Consider the following 23,923-nt stretch of genomic DNA (forward strand, 5'->3'; position numbering starts at 1 on the left):
CATACGGCCATGTAAATACCCTGCCCGAAAGCCGACCATCGTGATGTGCAACAACCGACACTGAACGGTCATTCAAAGTTTGAAACCAGTAACAAAAAACGGCGACCAATTGGTCGCCGTCTTGGTAAGCGAAAGCGTTTATTAAACTGGTTTGCGCTTCCGTGCAATACCCGCCAAGCCAATCAAGCCAGAGCCGAGAAGCCAGGCAGCCGTGGGGACGGGAACAACTTGCACATCGATGCCCACGGTGCCGACTGCCGCAGGGAAAGCGGTATTAGTGGTAGCCGTCAGATAGAAGCTGTACTCGCCTAGCGCGTTGGGATTGAACGCACCACCCGGCGCGGTGATGACACCGGGGATTGAGACTGAAAAGGACGAGAACAACAGGTTCTGTGAATCCTGGGTCACAGTCATGGTGCTGGGATTACCGCCGCCGGCGATGATTGCATTATTGACGTTAATGACACCGAGGCTGCCCACTGGAGTATTCGCGCCAGGATTGAAGTCGTAGTAGAGATTGAAATTGTAATCAGACAGGTGGCTGGGACCGGACACGCCAACGAAAAAGCCGAAGTTCCACAGTGCGCCTTGGCTGGCGCTGGGACAACCCACCGGGTCGGTTGCTATACCGCAGTTGCTACCGGACCCTGCGTAAAAGACACCCGCGCCATTATTGGTGACTGTGGGGTTGGAATAGCGGCCATGGGCGGTCAGACCGAGGGTGATCTGATCACTTCCATTCACAAACACCGAACTGGCGGCGACCGCATTATTCGGAATACCGCTGCCGCCAAAAGTCACGGGCAGTGTGCCAAAAGTCTGGAAGACGGTCGTAGCCATGGCCGTGATCGGCGCTGACATGATCAACGCCGCGATGGTGAACTTCATTGCATGATTTTTCATTAATTCCTCCAGTTTTTTTATGTCTTTAATTATGTACCTGGCGCGTTTGGAGTGAAGTGCACGCGACTTCTAGGTATCGAAGGATGCATCATGCAAATATCATGCCGGTTAGCACAAACATACCGGGATACCAATGTTTATTAGGATTTACAAGCAAGAGAGCTAGAGACGATGAAGTGGAAATTGTAAAGTTATCCGACAAAGAACCACGAGAATTCCTCTTTGAGGCACCATCGGATGTTCGTTTATTACCTGCAATAGCAATGACAACGCGATGTTCAGGCAAGTAAAGAATTTCGACAACATTTCATAATCATGAGTGGCGTTTGAATGTCTAAAATTGGCATATACGTGATAAATAGGGGGGTGTACCAGTTTCGACTAGTTCAAAGAATTCCGACAATCACCTGAATTTATCTCGTACGTCTGTTCCTGGCACTGAACCGAAGGCCATGTCATGCAACTACTTTGCTAGAAAGCTGTCGTTCGCCAGCTTCTACTTATGGCACACTTCAGCCAAAAATCTTTATTTGATTTTCCGCTAAAAACTCCCATGCAAATGAAAATCCCTATAGGCAAAAATGGCTTACAGAAATGTAAGCTGGTATCATTCTTCACCTTCTGCATGGCAGCTCAGGAGGTAGGGGCGGGTTGGGCAAAATGCCCAGAAAATCTTGAGGCAGCCCCTTCGGTATGGAAGCCATAACTTGTCTGAACGTGAATTGGTGGTCTCCAACGCCTTGCTTTTAATGAAATAATATTATTTGCCACTATTCCCTTTGTTTTGTTCTGTCCGGCCGATGCTAAATTTCTCCTTACGAGGCTTTGTGAAAAAATATCCCCGTACTTTGTTGCTTATGCTTAGTGGCTGTATGGCTATGGCCAGCCTGCTTTCCTTGCCGGCGGATGCTTCGTCGCTGGATAGTCTCAAAACCTTTCTTTCCGAGGTCAAATCCGCCCGAGCCCAATTCAAGCAAATTGTCTTGGACAAAAAAATGTCTACGGTTCAGGAAACCAGCGGCACCATGATGTTTTCCCGTCCAGGCAAGTTTCGCTGGGCCTACGAAAAACCCTATGAGCAACTGATTGTCGGCGATGGCGCTAAGCTGTGGATGTACGACGTCGATCTCCAGCAGGTCACGGTGAAGCAGATGGATAGTGCGCTAGGCTCAAGCCCTGCGGCGCTGCTGGCGGGAAACAACGAGATCGAGAAACACTTTGACCTGAAAGACATGGGCAAGCGCGGCACCATGGAATGGTTGGAGGCGATGCCGAAGGACAAGGAGAGTACGTTCGAGAGCATGCGTATGGGTTTCTCCGAAAAAGGGCTCGAGGTGATGGAATTACGCGACCATTTCGGCCAGACCACCATGATTCGCTTTTCCGGCCTGGAGCGGAACCCGAAGCTTGCACCCGAGGTGTTCAAATTCTCGCCGCCCAAGGGCGTGGACGTGATCGGTGACTGATCTGTTCTCCGCCGCTCCGTCCGGTGCTCCACTGGCCGAGCGGTTGCGCCCTCAGACTCTGGATGAGGTGATCGGCCAGTCTCACTTGCTTGGCCCCGGCAAACCGTTGCGTTTGGCCTTCGAATCGAAGAAGCTCCATTCCATGATCCTGTGGGGTCCGCCGGGTGTGGGCAAGACCACCATCGCCCGTCTTACGGCCCTGGCCTTCGACGCCGATTTTATCGCCCTGTCGGCGGTGCTTTCCGGGGTCAAGGACATCCGTGAGGCGATCGACCGGGCGCAGCTCAATCTCCAGCAATACGGTCGTCACACCATCCTGTTCGTGGATGAGGTTCACCGTTTCAACAAGTCGCAGCAGGATGCCTTTTTGCCATTCGTGGAGCAGGGGCTGGTGACCTTCATCGGCGCCACCACTGAAAACCCCTCATTTGAAGTAAACAGCGCGCTGCTGTCACGTGCGCAAGTGTATGTATTACAGTCTTTATCCGAGCAAGAACTGGCGCAGTTGTTCGAACGTGCGGCGGGCATCGCCTTGCATGGCTTGATTTTCGACGATGCGGCTAAATGTCTGTTGATCGGTTACGCCGATGGCGACGCGCGGCGCCTGCTGAATTTGCTGGAGCAGATGAAGACGGCGGCAGAAACCGGCCACGTCGAGCAGATTGACGAAACACTGGTCAGAAACGCCCTGGCCCGGAGCGGCAGGCGCTTCGACAAGGGCGGTGAGGAATTTTACGATCAGATTTCCGCCCTGCACAAGTCGGTGCGAGGCTCCAACCCCGATGCCGCGCTGTACTGGCTGGTACGCATGCTGGATGGCGGTGCCGACCCGCTTTATCTCGGTCGCCGCATCATTCGCATGGCGACCGAAGATATCGGCCTCGCCGACCCTCGTGCGCTCAGGCTGGCGCTGGATGCAGTGGAAACTTACGAGCGGCTGGGCAGTCCGGAGGGTGAGCTGACGCTGGCGCAGGCCGTGTTGTATCTGGCCTGTGCGCCCAAGAGCAATGCCGCTTACGTGGCGTATAATAATGCCCGCGCCTTCGTGAAAAACGACAAAAGCCGCGGGGTGCCGTTGCATCTGCGCAACGCACCGACCAAGTTGATGAAGGAACTGGGCTACGGCCACGCTTACCGCTATGCCCACGACGAATCGGAGGCGTATGCCGCGGGCGAGGATTATTTCCCGGAAGAAATGCCGCGAGTCGAGTTTTACCAGCCATCGCCGCGCGGACTGGAAGGCAAGATCGGTGAACGGTTGGCGCATTTGCGGGAACTGGACGCGAAAACAAAGAACAGGAAATAACAGGGAGTTTTTATGCTGGACATACAATTGCTGCGCAACGATCTGGATGGAGTGACGAAAAGTTTGGCGGCACGGGGTTTCGTGTTCGATGCAGCCGCCTTCCAGTCGCTGGAGATGGAGCGCAAGACGATCCAGACCCGCACTCAGGAGTTGCAGGCAAAGCGCAATGCCACTTCCAAGCAGATTGGTCAAGCCAAGTCCAAGGGCGAGAATGTCAGCGTCATCATGGCGGAAGTGGCCAATCTGGGCGACGAGCTGAAAACTGCCGAAGTAAATCTGGAAGATATCCAGGGCAGGATGAATGAAATTCTCCTCACTATCCCCAATCTGCCACACGAAACCACACCTACCGGCAAATCCGAGAATGACAATGTTGAAGTGCGAAAAGTTGGCGTGCCGCGCAGCTTCGATTTCCCAGTCAAGGACCATGTCGATGTGGGCGAGGGGTTGAATCAGCTGGATTTCGGTACGGCTGCAAAAATCAGCGGTGCACGTTTCTCGGTCATGCGGGGTCAGCTTGCGCGGCTGCATCGGGCACTGGCTCAATTCATGCTCGATGTGCATACTCAGGAGCACGGCTATACCGAGGTTTACGTGCCTTATCTGGTGAATGCCGATTCCATGCGCGGCACCGGGCAGCTGCCGAAATTCGAAGCCGACCTGTTTGCGGTGCAGAAGAACGAAACCGAGAAGCTGTACCTGATCCCCACCGCTGAAGTGCCTGTGACCAATATGGTGCGCGACGAGATTGTGGCGCTGGAAAACCTGCCGCTAAAGTTCGTCGCGCATACGCCGTGCTTTCGCTCCGAGGCTGGCTCCTACGGCCGAGATACGCGCGGCATGATCCGCCAGCACCAGTTCGATAAGGTGGAGTTGGTGCAAATTGCCCACCCTTCGAAATCCTACGAGGTGCTGGAAGAGCTGACCGGCCAGGCAGAAGCCATTCTGAAAAAACTCGAGCTGCCCTACCGGGTGATGGCGCTGTGCAGTGGGGATATCGGTTTTTCTGCCGCCAAGACTTACGACCTGGAAGTGTGGCTGCCGGCGCAGAACGCTTACCGGGAAATCTCCTCATGCAGCAATTTCGAGGCATTCCAGGCGCGGCGCATGCAGGCGCGCTACCGTAACGAGAAAGGCAAGCCGGAGCTGGTGCACACCATCAACGGTTCCGGCCTAGCTGTTGGCCGGACGCTAGTGGCAATTCTGGAAAATTATCAGCGTGCTGATAGGGGAGTCGATATTCCCGCTGCACTGCGGCCATATATGGGCGGACAGAAGGTTATCGAGGCTGTGATCTGATCAATTTCATTGAAGGCTAACGTTTGCGTAGCCAATGTAACTCCGCAGCAAAAATTACCAGACAGCTAATGGCAGTATATTACTGTGCCTTCAGCGTTACTTTCTTATCTGGGTGCTCTGGAGATTCGGCAAGACTGTGTTCCCTCTTGGCGGAGGTCAGTACCGGATATGGAGAATTATAGGCAGGTTCAAATTTCATCATGATGTTGTGATAGTTGCGGATGTTTTCCACCAGAATTACTGATTCGCCGCCACGTGCATAGCCGTGCTTGAGAGTGGTGTGGTAAGCGGTTTTGCTAAGTAGCGGCAGGGCTTTTTTCATGTCGGTCCAGGAGTCCGGGTTCAATTTCATCCTCTGTGCCAGAATCCGCGCGTCTTCCAGGTGGCCCATCCCCGCGTTGTAGGCGGCCAGAGCCATCCAGGTCTTGTCTGGCTCGGGAATCCGTTCCGGCAGAGCTTCTTTCAGTGCGAGAAGGTAGCGGGCCCCCGCAGAAACATTTTCTTTCGGATTGAGCCGATCGTTGACGTCCAGGTAGTCGGCCGTGTCCGAGGTCAGCATCATCAGGCCTCGCACCCCCGTCGGCGAAGTGGCCAGGGGATTCCAGTGTGATTCCTGGTAACCCAGGGCGGCAATAAGCCGCCAATCGATATCGGTGATTTCCTGCGCCTGCTGAAACAGTTTCCGGTAGCTCGGCAAGGTCGAATTCATTTTTTCCAGGAAGGTAGCCACGTCGATGCGGTTCAGACGGTCGATGTGGCCGTAGTAGCGATCGAGCAGGCGCCGCAGCGTTCCGTCTTTCTGGATGCGGTCGAAAAATTGCTGGGCCTTGCCGTACAGGTAGGGATCGACGTCTTTCGGAAATGCCCAGGCCAATTGCTCCGGTTCGCCCAGGTTGAAGGCAACGCCAAGATTAGGAAAGAAATTCTGTGTCATGGAAACGAAATGGGAATCGGCGACGGAATAGTCCACCTCGCCATTCGCCACTTTCTCCAGCAATTCTTCTATTTCCGTGGTGCTGATTTCATGCCACGCCAGCTTGGGGGCTTTTTTCTTGGCTTGCTTGAGCCTTTCCACATAGCTGCTACCGGCGATGACCTCGATTCTTTTTCCGATCAAATCCTCAATGCCGTCGGGCTTCAAAGCGAAAGTGTTGTAAACGATTTGCTGCTGAACGGTTTGATAGGCAGGGCCAAAACGGATGATTTTTTTTCGTTCCGGAGTGATGGTTAGCCCTGCGGCAACTAGATGTACTTGTTTCTTGGTCAGTAAGGGGATGATTTTGCTGAACTCGGTGGCGACGACGAAACGGACATCGACGCCGAGTTCTTGGGCGAACAGTTTGACCAGGTCGTATTCCAACCCGGCATAATTGCCTTGTGCATCCTCATAATAGGTGGTGGGGCTATTGCGGGTCAGAACCACCAATTCGTGGTTTTCCTGCACCGGCGGGATGGGAGCCTCTGGAATGCTGCACGACCCCATTCCCAGCGCAAGGATGAGCGGAATAAACAGGCGCATGGTCAAAAGTTTGACCTTCTTTTGTGATTTTGTCCATGTTTCATGGTTCAACTATCCTTCCTGAGCTGGTAGAATGCAGACCTCGCGGAGAGGTGGCAGAGTGGTCGAATGTACCTGACTCGAAATCAGGCGTAGGTTCAAACCTACCGTGGGTTCGAATCCCACCCTCTCCGCCAAATATCAAACATAAACCCGCACTGCTATTGGCTTTGCGGGTTTTTGCTTTCTGGCGTTCTTGCCGCTGTTCTTACCCAAAAACATTGTTGGGGTAAGAAACTGTGAGTGTTAGATCAGGTTTGACTTTGTTGGTCGTCTAGTGAAACGGACGCACGAGAATTTGCTCCATTTCTCGGCCATACACACGGAATTTAGGATGTTGTCGGGATTTCGTGCGCAGCGTCTCAGATTATCTTTGCTGCGCATATGCGTATGGTCGCAATTGCAATGACGTACAATTCCCCCGCTCGTGCGACCGCTTCAATATCAGTTACGTCGAGTTGCCCAAGGTGTCCAAGAAGCTTAATGTAAGCTCCAATTTCGGTGGATACCTCGTCGTCGAAACAGCAGAACGTCTCATCAGGATTATTTGAAATACACCGCATAGCCGGGCGTGGATCGCGCGGGAAATCTTCCCTTGATTTAAGAATAGCCAATACGCGTTCATGGGGTGTTAATGTCAAGAATAGATCTAGTGCGTTCATCGCATCCCCCTTGAGTTGAGGCGCAGACCTCTTATTGGCAAAAGCATACCATGGAAGCTTCAGGCTAATTAATCCATTAACTATGGATATTAGGCATAACTGCAACCGTTATAAAAAACACTGCCACTCCAACAATTCAGCTAATTGCAACACCAGCGGCTATTGAGCCAATCACAAGGGCAGCAATTCTTTGCTTTCCCTCGCTTTCCCAAAAAGTTTTATTGAACATAGCGCCCTCTGTCTAGAGTAGGCAAGGCTGCACCATTTTTATTCAAGGTGCCAATATGACGAAGGAGCCAGGAAGTTAGATGTAATGATTTTTAGGTGTAACAATCAAACGGCAGACAGCAAACTCTCCACGCTTTTCTGCATCGTCTATTTGCTCTTGTTCTTCTGGTGTCGGTGTCGCGCCTTTGCAAATGATGCTAAATATTTTGGGCGTTTTTGCAGTCTTTCGTTCTAGTGCTGTAATCCGAGTTGAAAGGTTGTTAATCATAATTCACTTCTCCCCAATTAAAGTTTGGCATCAACAGCACTGATAAAAATTACTTGCCCCGGCCAGTTTTCAAGGCCAGCACACGCTCTAACCTGTTCATCTGTTTCACCGTCAGCACGTATTGCCAGCTTGATGCCAGTGGCGCAGTGTTGACGCTCTAGCGCCACAATCCTGCTTTCAAGTGTTGCCATGCTGTTTATCCTCCAATGCGGTTAGTCGCTGCTCCAGTGTGCCGATCTCAATCATCTTTGCAATCGAAGTCAGCATGTAAACCAACCTTGAAGCGTCTGCCGTTTCTGTAGTTGCTGTTCTGGCATCACGATAAACGCGTGCCATTTCGCGCCTGCAATCCTCGATTGTGGCAAGTTTTAACTGGGGGGTGGGTATCGCCCTCAATACTTGCCCTTCGTGGACTACAGGCTGTTCTGTTGCCTTTTTGGTCGTCATCGTTGCATACCTTGAATTGCTACTCGTACCCGATCAATTTCGGCAGACTTCAGTTTTGCCCTTGCTGGTGGCTGGATAAACTTGCCTTGGTCTTCATCCCAATACGTTGCAGCTTGTCCGTTCTCGCTTTCACGGGTGTATTCGTTTTGATTTAGAGCGTTATCTGGTGAAACAGGGATTGTTGAATCTGCAAAGCCTACACAGGATAGGGTTTGATCTTTTTTGGTGCTGATTGTGGCTGCAAACCCTATAGGCTTCTTGCTTTGAAACCCTATAGGCTTTTCAGGTTTACATGGTTTGGTCATTATCTCGGCCAAGGTTTTCGGTTTCGGTGTTCTGACTGCCGGTAAATCCAATTCGAGCAGCGCCATCAAATTAACAGGCATTGTCTCGGCTATGGCTTCGCGTAACGCGTCACGGATAGCGGGGTCATCAAGGCTCTTTGGTACTCTTCGCAATGCAGTGACTACGCTATCCGCTGCCGTTGCTCTGGCAGCCCTGCTATAACGCTTTGTTGGCTCTCCACGCTTCAATCCATACCTTTGCCCTACAATGGTGTGAAAATCAGTCTGCATGGCTAGCAGGCGCGTCCTGTTGCCCACCATTGCACTGCCGATCATTCTGCCGTTAAACAGTGGCAGCATAATTATGTGGCAATGTGGGGCTGCTTCGTCGTTATGGATAACCGCGCTCAGAATTGGTATCTCAAAAAAACCTTCAGCCCAGTCGGCAGCGGCAGAAAAATAATCCTGTTCTGCAATGCCCGACGAAATGGGTAAACTGAAAAGAAGCTCAAGAGCGTGAACAGCGTTCTTTTGCAGTGGCTTTTTTAGCTGCGCCTGTTCCATTAGGTTAACTGCTTGCGCTGCTACATCGGCAGCACGCACAGCTCCACGCAATACAAGATTATGTGAGGTCATGCGCGGGTTAATGTGGCTGTCAGAGCCTATCTCTGATTGCATCTCACGAAGGTTATGACGGGCAGCAACAGCGATAATGCCGCTGCCCTTCAGCTTCTTGATACGAAATACCTGGATATGTTCCATGGCGTTACGCCTCAGGGTGAAACACGTATTGCCCGACACGATGCAACCGTCCGCAATCCGTTGGCTGTTGCACCCATACCAAGTCGATCTGGTGGCCGTGGCGATGCCGCAATTCATGCACCCGGGCAGCAGGCATCATAATATCCAAGTCACGCCGTGCGGTTATGGTGTCGATCATGCCGTGCGTTCTAAACCAATCCATCAGGCGTTGGCGCTGTGCTTCAAATGAGTTAAAATTCGAACGTGTTTTTTTACCTTCGCCCTTGCCTGCCAGCGGGGCGTTTCCATTTTTGTTGTCCATGATTACGCCCCCCGACTTGCAAGGCGTTCATTCACCCAAGCGATAATCTCAGACTCCGCGAAAACGGTCTTTCGTCCAAGTTTTACAGGGCGCAGTTCTCCATCCTTGATGAGCTGATACAAGGCGGTTTTGCGTAAGCTGGTGATTGTTGATACTTCGGGAAGTGCTATTAGGCGTGGTTGTGTGGTTGTCATGGTGTGCGTATCTCCGTAGTTGAACGTTGGAGTACGCATCGTTTCAAAGTCGTTTCACTGGTTCGCTAACCCGTGAAATTATTGCTTGATCTTCTTTCGCTCGTCGCTGCAAACATTACAAAACCGTTCGTAATTCATGTTTTTGTTTTCCGGGCCTTCGAAATACTTGCCCAAATGATTGTCGCAGGCAGTCCATCCGCGCGGTGATTTGTGTTTCATGCTCTCCCATATCTCAGGGTTTTTTATGGCGCTGTTTGCCTTCAGTAGCTTGGCAATTGCTTTGCGTATTGGGCTGACGGTATTGGGCTTGCGCCCTCTGGTGAATTTGATTCCAATCGGCGCAAATTTCATTGAAACGATTGAAACTCCGCCACTAATCATATGCTCCCGTATAAATCTCCCGGCTGTTTCAAAATCTCCGCTAGCCGCCTTATGTAGCGCCTTTTCAACCGCGAAATTTTCAACCGTATCTGTCTCGATGGTGAGGACGCGTTTTCTGACTTGCTCTGCAAAATGTTCTGGAATTTGATTAATCTGCTCAAATGGAATACCTAGGTCATCTGCTTGCACAGCAATAAACCATCCTAGCAACAAGCCGCCCAATTCATAATCGGGCATATCCAGCACATTGTCCGGTAGTGGTGGCATTTTCATGCGCGCCCCTTCACACTTTCTTTTTCCGTTGGTACTAGCTGGATAACATTGCCCTTGCTGCCACAGTAATTGCCCCATGCCTGCATCAACTCTCTGCGCCGATCAAATAGGTCACTGCGCTGATAACTGGCCTCTACCTCGTTCGGGTTTGTGTGTGCCAGTGCGGCCTCTAAGACTGCGCTTGGGTATGCTGTGGTTTCTGCGCCCCACATCCTGAATGATGATCTGAAGCCGTGGACAGTTACATCCTGAATGATGCTGTGCAGGGTTTTGTTTACTGCCACATCAGATAACAGACCTCCGCGCTCACCATTAAAGACGCGTTCTGCCTTGTCTAAACGCCATTCCTGCATCTTGGCTAGTATCTGCATGGCTTCGTCGCATAGCGGCACGCGGTGGAGGTTGTCTGCCTTCATTCTGGACGCTGGTATTGTCCACGTCTTAGCAGTGAAATCGATCTCACGCCACAATGCGCCTCTAGCCTCTCCCGATCTAGCTGCCGTCAAGATGGTGAAGCGCAAACAGTACGCTGACAGAAAATCTTTATCTCTCAAGGCAGACATAATGCCCGGCACATCTGCATAAGGCGCTGAAGCATGGTGGACACGCTTAGTTACCTTTTTGGGTGCAGGCAGAATTTTATCCAGATTGCCTTTCCATCTTGCTGGGTTGTATCGGCTATGGATTTTTTCATGTGCGGCAGCATAGTCCAGTTCGTGTACGGCAGCATAGTCCAGCACTGCCTCAATGCGTTGACGTAATCGGGTGGCTGTTTCGGTTTTGGTTGACCACATCGACAACAGGATTGCTTTCACGTCTGCCAGCGAAATATCGGCAGGTAATTTGCTGCCAATAGTGGGGTAGGCGTATTGCTCTAGCGTTGCTGTCCACTGTGCGGCATGTTTGGCATTGCGCCATGATGGCCGATTGGCTTCGATTAATTCTTTTGCGTAATCTGAGAACGTTTTTGTTGCGAGGTCTAATCCCTGTTTTAGCTCACATACGGGATCTTTGTGGTCTGCGAGAGCTGTCCGCATCTTGCCTGCCAGTTCACGCGCTTGAGCTAAAGAACGGTCGTTTTTTGAGCCTATGCCTAGCTCTCTGACCTTGCCTGCTAGCTTGTATCTGAAAACCCAGCTTCTTGCCCCGGTGTCTTTCACCCGCAAATAAAGGTTTCCACCGTCCGAATGAAAACCAGCCTTCAGGGTATCAACTTGTCGTGCTGCCAGTAACCCGATCTGTTTCGCCATGGCTGTCTCCGCCGTACTATCAGTTCTTACCCGCGTTCTTACCCGCTAACGTGGATTATAGCAAACTATGGCGAACTGTGACGAATGAATAGCGATATAACATGCTGACAATATTGGAGGTTGTTGGATGATTGCGAAAGTGTGAGAACGTGGGTTCGTCAGTCACCCTCTCCGCCAAGTAACAAGCAAATACGCCACTTAATGTGGCGTTTTGTTTTTCTACTTCTCTAAAAAAATATTGGGTAGGCTGAACGGTCGTTCTGACGACTAGGCCGGCGCCGTTACCTGGTTCCTTCCACCGCGCTTAGCCGCATAGAGCGCCTCGTCTGCTACCTTGAGAGCGGCTTGCCACGAATTTCCGTTGAGGGGGAGGGCGGCGATGCCGATTGAAACGGTGACTTGCCCGAAGGAGTGCCCCTCTTGCTGAGGCTCCCAACGTTCGATTGCGGTGCGAATTGCTTCCGCGCGCTGGTGTGTCTGAGCCAGATCGGCACCGGGCAGGATGACCGCGAATTCCTCACCGCCGTAGCGGCACGGCATGTCCCCTTCACGCATGGTGCGGCGTAGCAATTGACCGATGCCGCGCAACACGGCATCCCCCGCATCATGACCGAAAGTGTCGTTGAAGCCTTTGAAGTAATCCACATCCACCATCATCAAACCAATGGACGAGCTACGGCGCTCGGAGCGGCTCTGCTCGATGGCCAGCGCTTCCTCCATGAAGCGCCGGTTGTAGATGCCGGTCAGTGCATCCCGCGTGGCGCGGATTTGCAACTGTTCCGCCCGCCTGATTACGGAAATAGCGATAGCGGTACGCTCGGCAATAGACTCCGCGGCCCAGGGAATGCCAGATTCTATTGTGTTTTCGCCCAGCCTGGACAGATGTAGCACGCCAAGTATTTCGCTATTTGCGATTAATGGCAGGCAAATATAATCCGCATGCTTTTCTCGCAGGTGTGCGCAGGATACGGCGCCTGCCTGCTGGGCGTGATAAGGGTGGCCAATGCGTAGCGCCCAGCAATCCTGTGGCGGGAATGCTTCCTGATGGATGCTGCCGCCCCAGGCATGATGCAACTCCACTACGTCCGATGTCGCATTCAGCAACAGCGCACCACTGCTTCCGGGAAACAAGGCGACGGCGGAATGCGCTATCAGCTCGGTCAGCTCCGTACTGTCGATGCAGCCTTGCAACGCCTGGCTTAACTCGTCCAGCAGCGTGATTTGCCGCATTCGTTCCGCTTCGTCGGCGAATGAATGTTTAAGTTTTTGATAAGCGACGTGCAACTCGGTATTGCTGCCTTCAGAAGGCTGTGCCTTGTTCCATTGCATCTGGCGCAGTCTTTTATGCAGCGTAGCAACGGCATGTTCGACCTTCGTGGCCAAGTCGAAGCGTCGCCAATTGATCGCGGCCAAGTATGCGCTGGCTTGGCTGCACAGCACCCAAATAGACAACCCGGCCAGAGAGATGGTCATCGCCATCAGCGCCGCCATGCGCATCAATTGCCCAGTCGCCGCGTCAGTGGGCAGCCGCGCCAGTAGCCACAGTTCCTTTGCGCTGCCTTTCACCTGAGCTGCATACAACCAGTCCGTTCCATCCTGAATAGCCAGTGGCGTTGCCATTGGAGGCCTAAGAGCCCGCATGAACTTGATAAACAATGGATTGCGGCTATCCTTGGCGTTTTTGGCAGGGTACGCAGCAACCAACCCGCCATCATGCACCAAGGAGAATACGGCACCCTGCGAGTTAGCCTGGAAGAAGGCCGCGACAGGTAGCATGGCAATTACCCAGCCTTCCGCACGCCCTTGGATGGATTTGCGAGGCAAGGCGAGCGCCAGTTCATCGCTGCCCAGGGAAAGCAACAAAGGCTTGTCAGGCGAGGACGCGCCGGGAAGCAAGGAGGGCAGAGGGATAGTGTTGGAGCGTGCACTGCATGTCACCGCGCCGTTTGCTTCGGCAAAAGCCAGATTGTCGAATGGCGGAAAAATCTCCAGTTGGCGCGCTAGAAATTTGTCACACGCGGCCGAGTTATTGTTTTCTGACGGCGAAATCCCGCCCAATATGTGCAGCTGTTGGGCAGTACGATCGATTAACGTTTTCTGAAAGGCAGCAACGGAATCGGCCAGACGCACCATGTCGGCCTCGGCGTGGATCACCTCATCGCGGGCGATCTCGTAGGCCCGCCAGTTCGAATGCGCCAGCAGCAAGAAAACTATAGTTAGCACCGCCGGCAAGGTTGAGTGCCAACTTCGAAGATGGGGATATGAAGCGGCCGATATTTTCATGGCCAATGCCCTCTGGGCTGCTATGGTTAATGCTGACAGCGTAGTCGTAGAAGAGAGCGGAAACCAGTTACAAGTTAGTAACTCATGGGCGGCATGATGTAATTCGGCCTCCCGGCTTTTCAGCCAAATTAAAACCCTGCTTCAGCGGGGGTTTTTTATGGCTTGACCGAATGATTCGATATATCTCTTCCGAACGGTAGTGCAACAACACCTCTATGCGCCATTAAGCCAGTTTTAATACCTAAATTAACGTGGCTGCCCCGAACAGCACCGTGGACTGGCTTTAAGCATAAGCAGATAAAGCTGCAGCGTTAAACTTGACATGGCAAGATTAGCGGAACTATCATTTGGCATCGGTGCCAGTCATTTAGAAACCACTAGGGACAATGGCCCCGGCACTTTCCCAGATCGAATTCAGGCTCTACGAATCACGGGAGGTTAGATGGAAAAAACCGCCCATCCGGCATTGCACAAAGTTCGTCGCATCTACTTTTCAAGACTGCCACCACCCAACTTTTCCCATGCCATGAAGCTGCTTGGCGAGTTGGCCCAGCTGGAAGTGAGTGTCGATACAGAAGATAGCTGCTTATCCGTACGCTACGACCTGAGCCAGCACACGCTGGAAGTACTGGAAGACCTGCTAGTGAATCATGGACACCATCTCGACAATTCGCTGCTACATAAAATCAAGCGTGCCCTGATCTACCACAGCGAATCATGCATACTTGAAAACCTCAGAGCGCCATCCCGCGAGCAACACCTGCGCTCGATCTACCTGAGCAGTGCACACAGCCCAGAGCACAGACCCAACACTGAGCCGGCCGACGAATACCTGGATCGCCTTTAGCCATACCCCCGGGCGTTTCCGCGCCCCATTCCATTAGAAAATCATTATGACCATTCGATCTATACCCCGTTACCCACCCTCCATCGAGCTACGCCTGGAGTCCAGCCTGCTTGGTGCCCTCAAGCTGATGCTGGAAAAGCACATCAATCATTTACCCCTGTGCGACGAAAATGGCCGCTTTATCGGCATCGTCAGCACCCAGTCCATCCTTTCCGAACTGATTCCGGTCAGCGCACGAATGGAGCATGGCCTGTCAGACCTGAAGTTTGCCGGCGACGCCACCCCGTTGCTGTGTTCCCACCTGCATGGCCTGGAACATCGTTCCGTCGGCGAATTGGCGGAAAAGAACATGCCTGTTCTGGATGAAGATTGCCCTCTTCTGGAGGCGGCCCTGCTACTCAGCCAAAACACCTCCCCTCTGCCGGTCATTGGCAAGGATGGCCGGCTGCGCGGCATGCTCAGTCGGCATACCCTGCTCGCCTATATTGTGCAACAGGCAGGAGTTTGAGATGCATGGTACCGCTGCTGCCTCCCAGGTGATTCTGGGATTGAGCCCGCTGGTCGTTTCGCTTACGGTGTTCGTGCTGACCTACGCGGCCATCGTCACCGAGAAGATCAACCGCTCCATCGTGGCCCTGCTCGGCGCCGGGCTGATGATTTTCTCCGGTGTCCTGAATCAAAGCGAGGCCGTTGCCGGCATCGACTTCAATACTATTAGCCTGCTCACCGGCATGATGGTGCTGGTGGCGATCACCCAGAAGAGCGGGGTTTTCCAGTATGTTGCCATCGTTGTGGCGAAATGGGTGAAGGCCGAGCCCTGGGGTTTGCTGGTGATGCTCTCCGCCATCACGGCGGTATTTTCTGCTCTGCTCGATAACGTGACCACGGTATTATTGATCGTGCCGGTGGCCCTGCTCATCACCGATTCGCTCAGGGTTTCTGCCTATCCCTATCTGTTCTCCATTATTTTTGCCTCCAATATTGGCGGCACCTCCACCCTGATCGGCGACCCTCCCAACATCATGATCGGTTCGGCGGTCGGACTGACCTTCTCCGATTTTGTAGTAAATCTGGGGCCGATTGCCGCGATTATCTTCGCTCTGACCCTGATCCCGCTCTATCTGATCTGGGGCCGCAAAATGCGCGCCACGCCAGAAGACCGGGCGCAAGTGATGGCGTTCGACGCCAAGGAGGCAATCACCGACACCCGCTTGCTCAAGCAATCCCTGACGGTAATCGGCTTGGTGATCGCTGGCTTCGTCATGGCCCACCACATCGGCCAGGAACCCGGCACCATCGCCATGTTCGGTGCTGCATTCCTGCTTTTATTGCGCGCTTTAGGGAAAGATGCAGAAGAGCAGTCCCACGAGACACATCGCACCTGGGGCGAAGTGGAATGGGTGACGATCTTCTTTTTCGTCGGCCTGTTCGTGGTGGTAGCCGGCGTGGAGAAGGCCGGTGCGCTTGATCTCCTGGCCGGAAAGCTCCTGGAAGTGACCGGCGGCGATTTCCCCACTACTACCATTACCATCCTGTGGGCTTCGGCGATATTTTCCGCGGTCGTCGACAACATTCCCTTCGTCGCCACCATGATTCCAGTCATCCAGAAAATGGGGGCAGTGTTCAGCCCGGAGCAACTCAGCACCTTGTGGTGGTCGCTGGCACTGGGCGCCTGCCTGGGGGGCAACGGCAGCCTGGTGGGGGCGAGCGCCAACCTGGTGGTGGCCGGCTTCGCCGAGCGTGCTGGGCAGCCGATCCGCTTCCTTCCCTTTATGCTGCTGGCCTTCCCGCTGATGCTTGCCAGTATCGCGGTATCCAGCGTTTATCTTTACTTGCGTTACCTGTGAAAACCGCCTTACCAACCAACCGGGAATGAGCCGACCTTACCGAGGTCATCCGCCATGGGGCACGGTTTAAATGTCATGATGGACGGATGGCCGAACCTACCCACGGTTCGGCAGGTAAGCGCCCGTGATGCTGCAAATTACCTCACGAAGCAAATAGTTCGGCGGGATTGTTTTGAGTAAATTTTAACCGTTCAGTTTTCCGACGGCTTCGATCTGCCCCCCTTATTTTTTCACGTGCAGAATTTCCTATAAATATTATGTGGTTGGGTTACATTCCTCGGCATGTCATGGTCCTTCATGAGCGAATTTATGTCAGATAAATTCGGCATCTGCAGAATAGTTTTGTACAATACTATATTGTCAGGAGGACTATCACATCCCACATCCTAAAGTTGCAAATCAGGAAAGCACCTTGCCCAGGCTGTTGATCAAACCGAGCTCGCGAACCGGAACCATAGCGCTGTTCGGCGAAGTCCTGGTGGACAGGTTTCCCGACCGTAGCGTACTGGGCGGAGCGCCCTTCAACGTGGCCCGTCACCTGCAGGCATTCGGCCTGCATCCGGTGCTGATCACGCGCACCGGCAATGATGCCCTACGGGAGGAATTGCTCGCCAGCATGGCCCGGTTCGGGATGGACCCTCTGGGCGTGCAGTGCGACCCTGTTCATCCGACCGGTCAGGTGGTTGTACACATGGAGCAGGGTGGATACCGTTTCGAGATTTCCCCAAATCAGGCTTACGACTTTATCCATGCCGGTGTGGCGCGCATGGTCGCCCTGTCAACTCAGCCGGAGCTGATCTATTTTGGAACCCTGGCGCAGCGCAACAAGATTTCTAGACGAGCCCTGAACAGCCTGTTCCGGAGTATCGGCGCGCCTCGCATGCTGGACATCAACCTGCGCGAGCCCTGGTACGACGCGCAAACACTCAAACGCTCGCTGCTTCGCGCGGACCTCGTAAAAATGAACCACGAGGAACTGGCAAACATCGCCCTGCAACTGAAGCTGCCGGGTGACAGTGCCGTTGAGCAGGCGGCAGCTCTGATCAAACAGTTTTCTTTGGGACGGCTGCTGGTTACCTGCGGGGCGAAAGGTGCCTGGCAACTGACTGCGGACGGGACGGAAACGCAGACCGAAGGCAGTGTGCCGACTGGCAGCATTGTCGACACGGTAGGCGCAGGAGATGGCTTCGCTGCCGTCTTCATCCTCGGAACACTCAGAGGATGGCCGGCCGGACTCACCTTGTCGCGGGCCAATCGTTTTGCCGCCGCCGTGTGCGGAATACGCGGTGCCATCCCGGATGACCCAAGTTTCTATCAGGCATTCCTGAAGGAATGGAAACTGGATGATGGCCTCGATAAAAAGCGAAACCACCCTACACTTTCTGTTGAACAGTTTGCTCGGCCTGAGCCGGTACAAAGTCCCGGTGCGTGAGATGCGTGGACGGCCAAGCGCGCTTTCTGGGCATGTTCAACCACCTGCAACCACCCCTGTCCGGCAGGGTCAGCCGACCCTATCAGCCCGGCAAGTCACACACACAAGGAAAATCAATGGACAAACTATCTGACGTTTTTAACCTGGTCAATCTGAAGGAGCTGTTGCAGTTCTCCCAGCCCGCCATGCACATCCTCCTGATCCTGATCATGGCCTGGGTACTGCTGCGCTTCTCCGGTAAGGCCATCAGGATGTTAAAGGCTTACTTGAGGAGCCAGGCGGATAACAACTTGGAGGATCTGAAGCGCATCGAAACCCTGAGCCGGGTGTTCCGCTATATCGCCTCGGTAGTCATCTACGTGGTGTCTGGCATGGTCGTATTGAGCGAACTGGGTATTTCCATCGCACCGATCCTGGCCACTGCCGGGGTGCTGGGCCTTGCGGTAGGTTTCGGAGCGCAAAGCCTGATCAAGGACTACTTCAACGGCATCTTCCTGTTGCTGGAAAACCAGGTCAGGCAGGGCGACGTGGTGGAGGCGGGCGGCAAGGCCGGACTGGTGGAAGAAGTCACCCTGCGCTACATCAAGATGCGCGATTATGACGGCAACGTCCATTTCATCCCCAACGGCATCATCACCACTGTCACCAATATGAGCAGGGGGTTCGCCTACGCAGTGATCGACGTCGGGGTTGCTTACCGTGAAGACATGGACGAGGTGATGGACGTGATGCGCCAGGTCGGTGCCGGGATGCGCGAAGACGAGACCTTCGGCGGCAAGATGATGGAGCCGATGGAAATGGCCGGCGTGGATCGGTGGGACGATTCGGCCGTGACCCTGCGCTGCCGCTTCAAGGTGCTGCCTCTGGAACAGTGGGGAGTTCGCCGTGAATATCTGCGCCGGCTGAAGCAGGCTTTCGACCGCCACGGCATCGAGATTCCCTATCCCCACCTGACTGTTTACGCCGGCCAGGCTAAGGACGGCTCGGCAGCACCCCTGCACCTCGTCCAGCGTACCGAAACGGCATAAGGCTACACCGGCCAGCACCCGTCGTCAGCGCCTTGGCTCCGGACCTTCCTCGCCGGCCGGATGGTCCTTTTCGCGCGTAAGCCAGCGCCAGACGCTGCCGCTGGCGCGTTCTTCGCCGGAATAGAGATAATTGAACACGTTGTGGTTCTTCGCGATCCATTCCATTTGCTGACCTGCGCCGTCACGGCCGCAGAGCAGGATGTGGTCTCCTCGCCGCAGCATTTCATCGTCCGCTGGCAACAGAATCTCGGCATCTCCGCGTTTGATCAATAGCGCAATGCAAGGCAGGCATTCATCGCGATTGCGCGGATCGCGGCAAAGATCGCCGATGCGGGCTCGCCTGCCCCTCGCAATACCAGCATAAAGGGCCGGCGAGGCTGCAGGCGTAATTTCCAGCGCCCAGGTCTGCGGCACCTCGTCGCCGGAGATGCCGCCGATGCGGCTCACCAGCTGGTTGGCCCATTCGTTGGAATTGAGCCGGGCCACTTGTAAAAATTCTGCCAGAAGCGGCGTGGTGGTCAGGGCAAAAATCTTGTTAGCGATCACGCTGCCGCGTTTCATGGTGAGATCAAGCTGGGCCGCCCTGAAAATGATGTTGTTCTGGTGCTGGTTCTGGCGTGCGACCATAAAGAGGCCAGGGTTGAGTTCGCGCGCAGTCATGATGATGGACAGGTTGTTCGCATCGTTGTCGGTGCCGGCCACGATACCCACCGCGTCCTTGATGCCGGCTTCGAGTTGCGTAGCAGCCTCGGTACCTGAGCCGGAGATGGTGCCTGGCGGTGCGTTGGTAGTTTCAGGTGTGGCCTCGATAACAGTTACCTGGACACCCTCCGCAACCAGACGCTCATACACTGCCTTGCCGAAGCGGCCGTAGCCGCACAGGATCCAGCGCCCGTGCGGCGGGAACAGGGGCTCGCGCAAGGACTCGTGCGGCACGGCGGTCATCCATTCATACAGCAGAAACATGCCGGGCGAATGCAGCGCCAGGGCGAGACGCCCGGCAAAGGTATCGAAGGGGTTGAATACCTGGTCGGTGCCGAAGGAAAGCATATTGGCTTCGACCGAACGCGACTCCACCCGGGCGATAGTGGCAACGCGAGGACGGAGCAGCTTGGCGGTAATCGCGACGTTGAGGTTGACGTCATCCACATTGGTCAGCGCGATCACACCAATGCAGTTAGGGCGATCCAGACCCGCCATCACCAGGATCTTGGGCTCGACGGCACTGGCGCACAGTCCGGGTACGGGCATCCCCAGATCCTCCAGTTCCAGCGCAACGATGCGGCCTTGGTCGATCTCGATCACCACCGAGCGGTAGCCCGCATCGGACAGTGCACGCACCAGCGTGCTGCCGGTGTCGCCGTAGCCGCACACCAGATAGAACGGTTCCGTGATCAGCCTGACCGATCGGCGGAAGGCGTTTACCCGCAGAGTCGACTGAAAGGCCTGATCCTGCAACAGCGACAGGGCAGCACCGATGCCATATAACCAGGCGAACACGGTGCCATAGATGCTGATCGTGGCCCAGAGACGCTGCGCATCGGTGAACGGATAGGGAATTTCGCCTAACCCGATGGTGGTACCCAGGAAGCTGACAAAATAGACGGCATGGAAGAAACTCATGTCCCACGGTTTGCCCTGCCCATCCATGCCGGGGATCAGGACAAAACCCAGAACGGAAACGGCATACACACACACCAGCACGATCAACGGCACATGAATGCGCCGCAGCAGGACATACACGATATTGTGCATGGCAGGCCCTCGTCAGACGGTCAGCGGCGCACCGCGATGGTTTCGGCTACCAGCAGCACCACCGAGGTAATATTGGCGAGCAACGCACCACCGGACAGGGAAACGATGATCGCCATGATGTGGGGAGTCAGCCCGGATTGCATGACATGCTCCGCCATCCCCCATAAAACCGCTGCCGCGATCAGCTGTAAGTCGGCCACCAGGCTGGTGGCGAGCAGTACCGCGCCGAGATGGGTGCGATCGCCGAATTTCAGGATAGTGGCGATCAGGCTGATGACGATGGCGGCGAACAGCTCATAAACGCTGTGGTGGACCGGGTTGTCGATGCTGCCCAGAAAAAAACCGAAGTTCAGAGTCAGCGCGAGAACGATAAAAAACGCGAAGATCACTTTTTCAAGATTCATTGCTTTAAACCCCTGTAAATTTTCCGCTAAGCCTATTTTAGCCTAAGGAAGCGCTGATTAAATAACAAATCGTCATTCCGGCGAAGGTCGGAATCTGGAAAATTCAAAACACTGGACACCGGCTTTCGCCGGTGCGACGAATAGATCAGCGGTTTCCTCATTAAAAAGAGAACGCTGATCTATTTCATAAGGCTATAAAAAACGCCAGAAGAAATTTATATCACTCATACAAACGACTGATTTAATATTTGTTTTAATCAAGATTACACGGTTTCAGTGTTGGAAATAACTTGAGGGGTAATCAATAATTCTGTATTGTGCAAAATTATTTTGTACAAATACGTTCGCATGCCATTGGAAAACGAATCAACTCATACCCGCAGGGCGGCCGCCCAAGAATCCGCTTTGCGCGAGAAGTCGCTGGAAGCCCTGAAAAAATTCCGTCAAATCGTCAGCTCGGCACAACAGCACTTCCGCCGGATCGAGGATCAATGTGGGCTGAGCGGTGCCCAGCTGTGGGTAATGAGGGAGGTAGCAGGAAATCCAGGGCAACGGGTTTCCGATCTCGCCAAGGCCATGTCCCTGCACATGTCGACTGCAAGCAACCTGCTCGACAAGTTAACGAAACGCAACCTGATTCGAAGAGAACGCAATGACGCTGACCAGCGGATAGTCCGCCTGTTTCTCACGGAAGAAGGGATGCGAATTATTGCAAGTGCTCCGCAGCCAGCGCGTGGCGTGCTCCCGGAAGCGCTCAATCGACTGCCGGATGAGGTGCTGGACAGCCTGAACAGAAGTCTCGCCCTGTTGCTCGATGAAATCGAGGTCAGGGATGAAACCGCCGCCATGAAACCGCTTTCAGATCTAATTCCTTCCGATTTGTAGCTTAATAATTCATCCGGGACGCTGTAAAAATTAAACCTGTTTGCCTGAACCCCAACCAGGAAAAGCAACGCGCACCAGCCATCAGGAGTCTGGCTGGAAGTCAAGTCGGCGCAATGGCCCAGTTTACCAAAGTGAGCAGCGAGTGGAACCCCGTCTCAATCAGTTTTCGGAGCTCGCCGCGTGCGGCAAACGTGGAATGCTGCGCGCAGGGCAGGGAGTTATCCCGAAGCACGTGAGTTGCATTTTCATCCGCCAGTCCGAGGCACTCTAACTGTGGGCACAGCCTTGCTGTGCTGGTCGTACGAGAGGTACCCAGCGAGCACACGGGGCAATCGGCATCGTCAGCACTACCCCTCTGGCGCCAAGCGTGGAACAGGTACACGCTGATGAGGGCAACAAATGATGGCGCTATCGGATAGAATATTGATCGTAAGAAGTAGAAGCGGCAGGCCAACCTGTCCATTCCATGGAAGCGTGCAATATGTTTGCTTTCCCAGGGGCTGGGCTGGAGCACTGCCTTTCAACGACAATAAAAAAAAATTTGATAATTCATGCACATGACTGACAACGACCATTTGGATAACCTGCTGTCGCCGAGACAATGGCTATTGCGCCTTGTGTTCTGGGGTGGCGCGCTCGCAGTGGGCGCAGCGGCGGTTCTGTTTGCTTTGGGCGCACGGATTAGTTATGAGTGGTTCCACTGGATACTTTCGATTTCGCCCTGGCTCCCTTTTGTCATCATGCCGTCGGGCCTTGCATTGTCAGTCTGGCTGTCGAGGCGATTTTTTGAGGGTTCTCAAGGTAGCGGCATTCCTCAAACTATCGCGGCACTGCGAATTCAGAACCTGGAACAATTGGGCAAGCTCCTGTCGCTGCGTATCGCGGTGGGAAAAATAGTTCTCACGCTTCTGGCTCTCTGCAGTGGTGCATCGGTGGGCCGCGAGGGGCCGACAGTACAGATCGGCGCATCGATCATGTATTCGCTGCGCAAGTTTTCCCGCTTCACGCACCAGGATCAAATGAAGGGTCTGATCGTTGCCGGCGGTGCTGCCGGTGTTGCAGCGGCTTTCAATACGCCCCTGGCCGGGATTGTCTTCGCTATCGAAGAATTGTCCCGTTCCTTCGAGCAGCGCACCAATGGCCTTATTCTCACTGCCGTCATCTTCGCAGGGCTTGCTGCTCATGCCGTCCTCGGCAACTACACCTACTTCGGTACGGTATCGACTTCGATCGACACAGGCATTGGCTGGCTGGCTGTCCTCGCCTGCGGAGTGGCAGGGGGGCTTTTCGGAGGATTGTTCGCGCGCCTGCTGATTAGCGCCAACGATGGCTGGAGCGGGGTGATGGGGCACTGGATGCGTTCGCATCCGGTTAGATTCGCAGCAGCATGCGGATTAGTTCTGGCCGGCCTGGGTGCATTGTCCGGACAACACACCTATGGCACCGGCTACGACGAGGTGCACGACATCCTGGAGCACGGGGATGCTGACTATCTGGGCTTTGGCGTACTCAAGTTCCTGGCGACGCTGGTTTCCTATCTGAGCGGGATACCCGGCGGCATATTTGCTCCGTCATTAGCTGTCGGTGCAGGAATGGGAGCCACCTTTTCTCACTTCATTTCGTTCGTCCCCGCCGACACCGTAATTGTCCTGGGCATGGTCGCCTATTTCTCGGGCGTTACCCAGGCACCGCTTACCTCTTTCGTCATCGTCATGGAAATGACCAACAATCACAGCCTCGCTCTGCCTCTTATGGCTACTGCGCTGATCGCGCACGGAATTTCGCGTATCGTTTACCACGAACCCTTGTACAAAGCTCTCGCCGAACGTTTCGTGCGCCGTATGGAACAGCAATGAGTCA

The 23,923-nt window shown here is 54.1% G+C and carries 24 protein-coding genes and 1 tRNA gene; 11 read left to right on the top strand and 14 right to left on the bottom strand.

The window, feature by feature from the left end:
- Nucleotides 1-141: 141 nt before the first annotated feature.
- On the bottom strand, nt 142-903 hold the full coding sequence (locus SCD_RS05860) for a VPLPA-CTERM sorting domain-containing protein (protein ID WP_041673348.1): 762 nt from the start codon (nt 901-903) through the stop codon (nt 142-144).
- Between the two features lie 827 nt (nt 904-1,730).
- Between SCD_RS05860 and lolA the strand changes: the two genes are divergently transcribed.
- From lolA to serS, 3 genes are read left to right on the top strand one after another with little or no spacing between them, the layout of a single operon-like run.
- Nucleotides 1,731-2,369, top strand: a complete 639-nt coding sequence (lolA, locus tag SCD_RS05865) for an outer membrane lipoprotein chaperone LolA (RefSeq protein WP_009206036.1) — start codon at nt 1,731-1,733, stop codon at nt 2,367-2,369.
- Nucleotides 2,362-3,675: a replication-associated recombination protein A gene (locus tag SCD_RS05870; protein WP_009206035.1), complete on the top strand. Its 1,314-nt coding sequence runs from the start codon at nt 2,362-2,364 to the stop codon at nt 3,673-3,675. The genes lolA and SCD_RS05870 overlap by 8 nt, the downstream gene beginning before the upstream one ends.
- A 12-nt stretch (nt 3,676-3,687) precedes the next feature.
- Nucleotides 3,688-4,974 carry a serine--tRNA ligase gene (gene serS / locus SCD_RS05875; RefSeq protein WP_009206034.1) on the top strand — a complete coding sequence of 429 codons (1,287 nt, stop codon included), beginning with the start codon at nt 3,688-3,690 and terminating at the stop codon, nt 4,972-4,974.
- 79 nt (nt 4,975-5,053) lie between these two features.
- Here the strand turns inward: serS and mltF are convergent, their stop codons facing one another.
- Nucleotides 5,054-6,544 carry a membrane-bound lytic murein transglycosylase MltF gene (mltF, locus tag SCD_RS05880; RefSeq protein ID WP_009206033.1) on the bottom strand — a complete coding sequence of 497 codons (1,491 nt, stop codon included), beginning with the start codon at nt 6,542-6,544 and terminating at the stop codon, nt 5,054-5,056.
- 35 nt (nt 6,545-6,579) lie between these two features.
- On the opposite strand from mltF, the gene SCD_RS05885 reads away from it, so the two are divergent.
- Nucleotides 6,580-6,669, top strand: a tRNA-Ser gene (locus SCD_RS05885).
- 225 nt (nt 6,670-6,894) lie between these two features.
- Here SCD_RS05885 and SCD_RS16830 read toward each other — a convergent pair.
- The 10 genes from SCD_RS16830 to SCD_RS15630 all read right to left on the bottom strand — a co-directional run bounded on the left by SCD_RS16830 (nt 6,895) and on the right by SCD_RS15630 (nt 13,865).
- Nucleotides 6,895-7,194, bottom strand: coding sequence for a hypothetical protein (locus tag SCD_RS16830; RefSeq protein WP_009206032.1), 300 nt, complete (start codon nt 7,192-7,194; stop codon nt 6,895-6,897).
- A 304-nt stretch (nt 7,195-7,498) separates the two neighbouring features.
- Entirely contained in the window at nt 7,499-7,690 is a 192-nt protein-coding gene (locus SCD_RS16370) for a hypothetical protein (protein WP_009206031.1), read from the bottom strand.
- Between the two features lie 17 nt (nt 7,691-7,707).
- Nucleotides 7,708-7,881 carry a hypothetical protein gene (locus tag SCD_RS16535; RefSeq protein WP_009206030.1) on the bottom strand — a complete coding sequence of 58 codons (174 nt, stop codon included), beginning with the start codon at nt 7,879-7,881 and terminating at the stop codon, nt 7,708-7,710.
- The gene (locus SCD_RS05895; RefSeq protein WP_009206029.1) at nt 7,868-8,137 is read right to left on the bottom strand and encodes a hypothetical protein; all 270 of its coding nucleotides are present in this window, start codon (nt 8,135-8,137) and stop codon (nt 7,868-7,870) included. The genes SCD_RS16535 and SCD_RS05895 overlap by 14 nt, the downstream gene beginning before the upstream one ends.
- A complete protein-coding gene (locus tag SCD_RS05900; protein WP_009206028.1) occupies nt 8,134-9,183 on the bottom strand; it encodes a plasmid recombination protein in 1,050 nt (349 codons plus the stop codon). The genes SCD_RS05895 and SCD_RS05900 overlap by 4 nt, the downstream gene beginning before the upstream one ends.
- A 4-nt stretch (nt 9,184-9,187) precedes the next feature.
- Nucleotides 9,188-9,484, bottom strand: a complete 297-nt coding sequence (locus SCD_RS05905) for a helix-turn-helix domain-containing protein (protein WP_009206027.1) — start codon at nt 9,482-9,484, stop codon at nt 9,188-9,190.
- A gap of 2 nt (nt 9,485-9,486) precedes the next feature.
- Entirely contained in the window at nt 9,487-9,717 is a 231-nt protein-coding gene (locus SCD_RS17105) for a helix-turn-helix transcriptional regulator (protein ID WP_009206026.1), read from the bottom strand.
- Nucleotides 9,718-9,756: 39 nt separating this feature from the next.
- A complete protein-coding gene (locus SCD_RS05915) occupies nt 9,757-10,332 on the bottom strand; it encodes a hypothetical protein (protein WP_009206025.1) in 576 nt (191 codons plus the stop codon).
- A complete protein-coding gene (locus tag SCD_RS05920) occupies nt 10,329-11,582 on the bottom strand; it encodes a tyrosine-type recombinase/integrase (protein WP_009206024.1) in 1,254 nt (417 codons plus the stop codon). Before SCD_RS05920 ends, SCD_RS05915 begins: the two co-directional genes overlap by 4 nt.
- A gap of 267 nt (nt 11,583-11,849) precedes the next feature.
- On the bottom strand, nt 11,850-13,865 hold the full coding sequence (locus SCD_RS15630; RefSeq protein ID WP_084607447.1) for a GGDEF domain-containing protein: 2,016 nt from the start codon (nt 13,863-13,865) through the stop codon (nt 11,850-11,852).
- A 442-nt stretch (nt 13,866-14,307) separates the two neighbouring features.
- Between SCD_RS15630 and SCD_RS15635 the strand changes: the two genes are divergently transcribed.
- From SCD_RS15635 to SCD_RS05950, 5 genes are all read left to right on the top strand, one after another.
- On the top strand, nt 14,308-14,712 hold the full coding sequence (locus SCD_RS15635; RefSeq protein WP_009206022.1) for a hypothetical protein: 405 nt from the start codon (nt 14,308-14,310) through the stop codon (nt 14,710-14,712).
- 46 nt (nt 14,713-14,758) lie between these two features.
- Nucleotides 14,759-15,220 carry a CBS domain-containing protein gene (locus tag SCD_RS05935; RefSeq protein WP_009206021.1) on the top strand — a complete coding sequence of 154 codons (462 nt, stop codon included), beginning with the start codon at nt 14,759-14,761 and terminating at the stop codon, nt 15,218-15,220.
- A gap of 1 nt (nt 15,221) precedes the next feature.
- Nucleotides 15,222-16,559, top strand: coding sequence for an ArsB/NhaD family transporter (locus SCD_RS05940; RefSeq protein WP_009206020.1), 1,338 nt, complete (start codon nt 15,222-15,224; stop codon nt 16,557-16,559).
- A 412-nt stretch (nt 16,560-16,971) separates the two neighbouring features.
- A complete protein-coding gene (locus SCD_RS05945; RefSeq protein ID WP_009206019.1) occupies nt 16,972-17,991 on the top strand; it encodes a carbohydrate kinase family protein in 1,020 nt (339 codons plus the stop codon).
- Between the two features lie 116 nt (nt 17,992-18,107).
- Nucleotides 18,108-19,019 carry a mechanosensitive ion channel family protein gene (locus tag SCD_RS05950; protein WP_009206018.1) on the top strand — a complete coding sequence of 304 codons (912 nt, stop codon included), beginning with the start codon at nt 18,108-18,110 and terminating at the stop codon, nt 19,017-19,019.
- Between the two features lie 24 nt (nt 19,020-19,043).
- Here the strand turns inward: SCD_RS05950 and SCD_RS05955 are convergent, their stop codons facing one another.
- Both SCD_RS05955 and SCD_RS05960 read right to left on the bottom strand, forming a co-directional pair.
- Entirely contained in the window at nt 19,044-20,774 is a 1,731-nt protein-coding gene (locus SCD_RS05955) for a potassium channel family protein (protein WP_009206017.1), read from the bottom strand.
- Nucleotides 20,775-20,794: 20 nt separating this feature from the next.
- Nucleotides 20,795-21,178 (bottom strand): DUF6394 family protein, encoded by a 384-nt coding sequence (locus SCD_RS05960; RefSeq protein WP_009206016.1) that lies wholly within the window; start codon nt 21,176-21,178, stop codon nt 20,795-20,797.
- A 348-nt stretch (nt 21,179-21,526) separates the two neighbouring features.
- On the opposite strand from SCD_RS05960, the gene SCD_RS05965 reads away from it, so the two are divergent.
- A complete protein-coding gene (locus SCD_RS05965; RefSeq protein ID WP_084607579.1) occupies nt 21,527-22,063 on the top strand; it encodes a MarR family winged helix-turn-helix transcriptional regulator in 537 nt (178 codons plus the stop codon).
- A gap of 551 nt (nt 22,064-22,614) precedes the next feature.
- Entirely contained in the window at nt 22,615-23,919 is a 1,305-nt protein-coding gene (locus SCD_RS05970) for a chloride channel protein (protein ID WP_009206014.1), read from the top strand.
- Nucleotides 23,920-23,923 lie beyond the last annotated feature (4 nt).

Source organism: Sulfuricella denitrificans skB26, assembly GCF_000297055.2.
GTDB lineage: Bacteria > Pseudomonadota > Gammaproteobacteria > Burkholderiales > Sulfuricellaceae > Sulfuricella > Sulfuricella denitrificans.